This is a genomic window from Wolbachia endosymbiont of Cylisticus convexus (genome assembly GCF_003344345.1).
Map to the genome: position 1 here is coordinate 1 of NZ_QPIP01000083.1, position 5,078 is coordinate 5,078.

At 36.1% G+C, this 5,078-nt stretch carries 2 protein-coding genes and 3 pseudogenes; all 5 read right to left on the minus strand.

Translation table 11 applies throughout. The features are described 5' to 3' along the window. Window positions 1–1,402: pseudogene (locus tag Wcon_RS07595) on the minus strand (hypothetical protein); the annotation flags it as partial. Continuing rightward, window positions 1,399–1,593, minus strand: a complete 195-nt coding sequence (locus Wcon_RS07600; protein ID WP_114517762.1) for a hypothetical protein — start codon at window positions 1,591–1,593, stop codon at window positions 1,399–1,401. The gene Wcon_RS07600 and the pseudogene Wcon_RS07595, both read right to left, overlap by 4 nt. Beyond that, a pseudogene (locus tag Wcon_RS07605) lies at window positions 1,593–2,761 on the minus strand (hypothetical protein). The gene Wcon_RS07600 and the pseudogene Wcon_RS07605 overlap by 1 nt, the downstream one beginning before the upstream one ends. Before the next feature lie 5 nt (window positions 2,762–2,766). After that, window positions 2,767–4,698, minus strand: a complete 1,932-nt coding sequence (locus Wcon_RS07610; RefSeq protein WP_114517763.1) for a DUF4815 domain-containing protein — start codon at window positions 4,696–4,698, stop codon at window positions 2,767–2,769. Window positions 4,699–4,704: 6 nt separating this feature from the next. Continuing rightward, a pseudogene (locus Wcon_RS07615) lies at window positions 4,705–5,078 on the minus strand (hypothetical protein); the annotation flags it as partial.

A 5,078-nucleotide genomic window follows, 5' to 3' on the forward strand; every position in this document is an offset into this window, starting at 1 on the left:
GTTCTCTCCACATCTACTTCAAGTCCTGTAGTTAGAACATTGCTACGTATGTTTAAATCCCCCACTGAATAAATTGACCATAGTTGTGTACATAATTTGATGCAAGCATACCTTGACTAACTTGTGTTCTGGAATACAGGTAAGATGATGTGTAAAGTAATATTGCAACTGTTTTTCCTGCTGGAATCTCCACATTACCAGATCCAGCTAATTTGCTATCAGAACTCGTGTATTGGTAAACATTTTTCCATATTATTCTTGAAATTCTTGATTTATTAGAATTGGTATTATCTGGTGTTCCCACAAATAATCCTGCACCTCCATACTCCGTACTCGAATACGATGATCCAACAAATTCTATTGCTTTATTTATGTTCACATTGGTTGTATTTTTTACAAATACTACTCCAAGTGCAGCATATGGGTAATAGTATATCTCATCATAACTACCCGAAAAGCTTTTTGTGCATAACTCTCCGTAAATAAATGTTCCCTTGCTTCCCTCTATAAAACTTAGTTGTCTTGGCCGATAAAAACTAACATAGCTTGTATCATATGTGTGAGTACCTGCTAGTAGTTGTAGCATATAGTCTGTTTTACTACTCAACTGACCAAGCTCTGTCGTAAAAGTTCCGTGGCCAAAGTAATTATTTTTTCTGCCAAGTACACCAAATAAGAAAGGTAATGACCCTGGTTCAACCATGTTGCGCTTTCTTATTTCATTTATAAGAGACGCTTTTAACTGTTCATCCCGAGTTTTTACCTCATTTATCAGGGATGTTTTTAATTGGTTATCACGAGTTTCTATTTCCCTAATAATTGATGAGCCAGATGGTACATTATTAACAGCACGAAAATCTTCTACTAAACCTTTAAGACCATCTTTATGACTGTTACTAATGCTATTTATTGCTGCAATATTTGCATTCTTTCTCGTATCAAGTAGCGATATATGTGAATCTGATGATGCTTTTAAAGTATTTAAGGAATTATCCCTAAGCTTATTGATCTCATTTACAGACTTTGTCTTTGCTTCAGTTATTGTCGATATTGAATTTTCCTTATTGGTGTTTATGTCATTCAAATGTGATCTTGCAGCGTTTAGAAGTTCTTTCAACTTTTCATCTGTCATGTATACAATTTCAGAAACCGCACTTTTGTCGACTATTAATTCCAATGCTTTAGCAAGATATGCTAGTTGATCTGGTGTACTATTTACCGCTAAATCCTTAAGCCTTCCTTGTAGTGCATCAATTATTTCTTTTACTTTAGTCATTTGCACAATATCAGAAATAGCTTTTTTATCTATTATCAATTCCAGCGATTTTGCAAGATATGCCAATTGATCAGCTGTGCTGCTTGCTGCTAAATCCTTTATCCTTTGGTATATTGCTTCCTTCATTTCCAAAAATTTAAAAAAGTTTCAAAGTTAAACCGCTCAAAATTACTCTTAAGTTGATTGTGTTTATTTTCTCTCTCACTCATATCTTCATCTATTTTTTCTATAGCTCTTCGAATACGTACTACATCTTCTACCGCAATATTCTCTGGATGTGGTAGTAGATATTCTCGTTTGGTTTGGTCAATATTCATTATGTTACTATTACTCTGAGATTTTTGACTTTTGGTCGATAGACAACCGTTCCACTTAAAACTAATTTTATCCTTGTCTCATTACCATTAAAATTTGATAACACATGAGTTCTCTCCACCCAATTTTCTCCAATTGGTTTTCCTGATGTTAAATTTACTAATTGCCAATCCACATTTTTTTGCACATATGCTTTTACATCTGCAGTGCCAGGTATTAGCGCATCATATGTTATGGTGATCTTGGTGTTAGCTCCTGCTGTAATACTCCTAGTTATATAATTTCCAGATTCTGAAAGATTACCCATAACTAGCTGTAACCCAGGATATATCACTGGACTTTTTTCTCGCCCTCCTTTTAGGCTTGCTTTTACCGTTAGCTCTCCAGATAATCTTTTACGCAGTGCGAGCGGTAAGTTATCAGACAAAAAGTTTTCTCTTCCCTCTTCATTTGTTAAGATAAATTCTACATTGGTATCAAATGCTACTTTTTCGACGTTCGTCAAAACAATTAAATCTGATACATTATTTACAGTAACTTTGCCCAGATCAACAACATGAGAAACTTCACTAAATTTTGCAGCTAGTAGTCGAAACGTTAAATCTAAATTTTGATGTGGAGTCCAGGTGCTTGCATTGCTTGATGACAGTAATACTCCTACTTGATATGGCTGACTCGTTACCCAGCGGCTATTTACTGCATCATATTTGCCAAGTTCTGCTATTTTTACTGCAGTATCTGCATCATCAGTGAGTAGCACTATTGCATACTCTTGTCCTGCATGGCAAAACACTGGCGACCATTCTATACGTGTTGCTGTGCCATCTACTTTTATATCTTTCGGCTCAATATAACTTTCAGCAATGACAGTTTGCGAGGGCATTCCCACTGCTGTTTCTCTAATTTGCACAACAACACGTTTTTTGCCTTTATTTACAAACCATAGCTCCACGCCTCCTATGTGCCTACTCTCATTTAAAGTAAATGTTTGTGCTAAAGGATCTTGCTGCTATAACTCTTCTTCTTTCTTCTATGGTAATAGTTTTTTTACCAGTATACGTTGCTTCTCCATAGCTTCCTTTATCACCGTAAAACTGTACTACCTGCTGGAATATTTGCTGGTATTTTTATCTTTCCACTTATTCGTCCTTGGTTGTTAGCTGTTATCATACTTTTTATGCCATAGATTGAATGCTCATACCGTCAAATTTTATCTCCTTAAGCTTTTCACTTGGCTCAAAACCTTCAATTTCAAAATCTTGTATTGCCTCTCGCATAAACTCTTCCTCTTTTGTACTACTGGATAAAAGTTCAGAAACTTCAGAAGTAGTAAATTCTCTGGTTACTGGACTTTTCCAGTTTGTTCTGACTTCTGTCCAGTGATCCATATTTTTGTTAATCGTAACTTTTGCAGGTATCGGATCAAATGCCTGATAAGGATTTATCTTCATCTCTTTAGTTTGCAAAAGCTGCTCAAGTACCGGCTCAAGTTCATATGGCAATAAATAAGGTTTTTTCCCCTTCTCAACATCAATAATTTCTACGTCTATCGGTAAAATTAGTTCCTTGTTTACTATCGCTGCAAACTGAACAATTCCTTGATCACGCATATCATCATCAAAGAATGGGTCAACAAATACTCCTTTTTTGATGGTAGGTTCTCTTGAATTTGCATCACTGCGTAAACGTTCCTGTGCAACCAGCGCATAAAGATCATTTATTCCTTTTTTCATTGCTTCAAGCTCATTCATCGGTACAGCATGAATAGCATTATTCACTATTTTTACCCCTTCGCCTTTTTTCCACGTCTGATGAATGTAGCAGAGCAAAAGTTGTCCGCTAGGTGCTTTAGGCATCGATGGTCGCCAAGGGTGAGCTATGCCTTTTATCCTTCTTATTGCGCCTTTTGCATCTATAGTAATTAAATCAAAGCGGGGCATTTTCCAGGTGTAATCAATCAGAATCAAGCTGTTATCAACTGCTCCTTTTACTTTACACCCCTCTTCACTTATATCTTCAGGAATTACATGAGTGCGGCAGCGGTAAGTTATTTGATAACTACTTCCAGGAGCTGGTTCTTTACCTGGTAATGACCAATCAACGTTTCCTGCATTTAACTTATAGTCTATACTATTTTCATAAATAACATTGCCTTGTTTAACTTGAATGATCTCAAGTACTGCAGAGTCAGGTATTGGATCAACAGCTCCTGAGTATGAACCGTGAGTAACAGTAATGGTTTTTTGAACAGTTATATCTACTTTTTTAATTTCACTGATTGGAAAATCATTAACTTTAAGTTCCATTACTCTTTGGCTATTTGGCTGAAAAGTGTGTGGTTCTGATTCAACTGATTTTATATTCGGATCTTGATCAAAAGAAACACGAATACTGTGAGGTAACTCAATCTCATAGCCATCAACATGAGCTTTGCCCTCATTAATCACAAATATTTTTTTTCCTCCTTCTCCCTCTTCCTTTTGCAAGAACATTACTTCAAGACCATTTACGACATAGGAACCATTGGCTTCTTTGTCATAACGAGCAAGCGCAGTAGTTACTATATTTGCTTGTGGTGGCGGTGAATGTTCTATTAATACTCCATTTTCAATGTTATAAATTGGATAAAATTCTCCATTTACAGAAAAAGGGGAAGAAACACCTTCAGATTGATAACCCCAAATGGTAGAAACTTTAAGTCTTGCTGCTCCTACTTCCTGATAATTTCTTGTACCAACAGCAGGATCACGAAGATTTTCATCCTCAAGCTCTGTAATAGTAGATTCTAGATAATAAACACCTATACGAACTGTGGTACTCAGTGGAATAATAAATTCTTCTTTTTCGACTTTTCTCACTGCTCCACGAAGATAGATTTTTCCTGATTCAAGCGTAACTTTACCAGTTTCTCTATCTATAATACAATTGCTTCCTATTATAACATCACCATCACGAAATATTGCATCGCCTATACCTTTAAGCTTAGAGAGAGCATACTCCTGAGTCTCGTTTAATTCTGCAGATTGCAAACCTCTTCCAGCAAGAAATAAGCTTTTTTCGTATTCTTTGTCAGGATTAAAGCGGTTATAATAACTATTTAAGGTCATTTTGTTTCAAAAAGTTACAACAAATGAAAAAGTTTCCCGAGTTGCAGCAGTTCTGATAAGTGGTACGGTGTGTTCTAAAACTAACAAGATTCCCGGATTTTCTATATCTTGTGGTTCAAAATATCTCTGTCCAGGAGGCAATTTTTCTACCACCTTTGTACCAACCATAACTCCAAGCTCTCTTATTACTTGATTTGCAGCATCGTTGAAATCGAAGTTAAATTTAAGATATAAGTTATTAGTTGGTACATTAGAAGGGTTAAACCTCCCTGTTGAAGTCAAAAGCTCTCCATTCTCATCACCTGTGCAGAAGAGAACCTCATCGGCAGTACGTCTACCAAGCTCATTGAGCAGTTTTTGAGATGTAATGGACTCGTGGT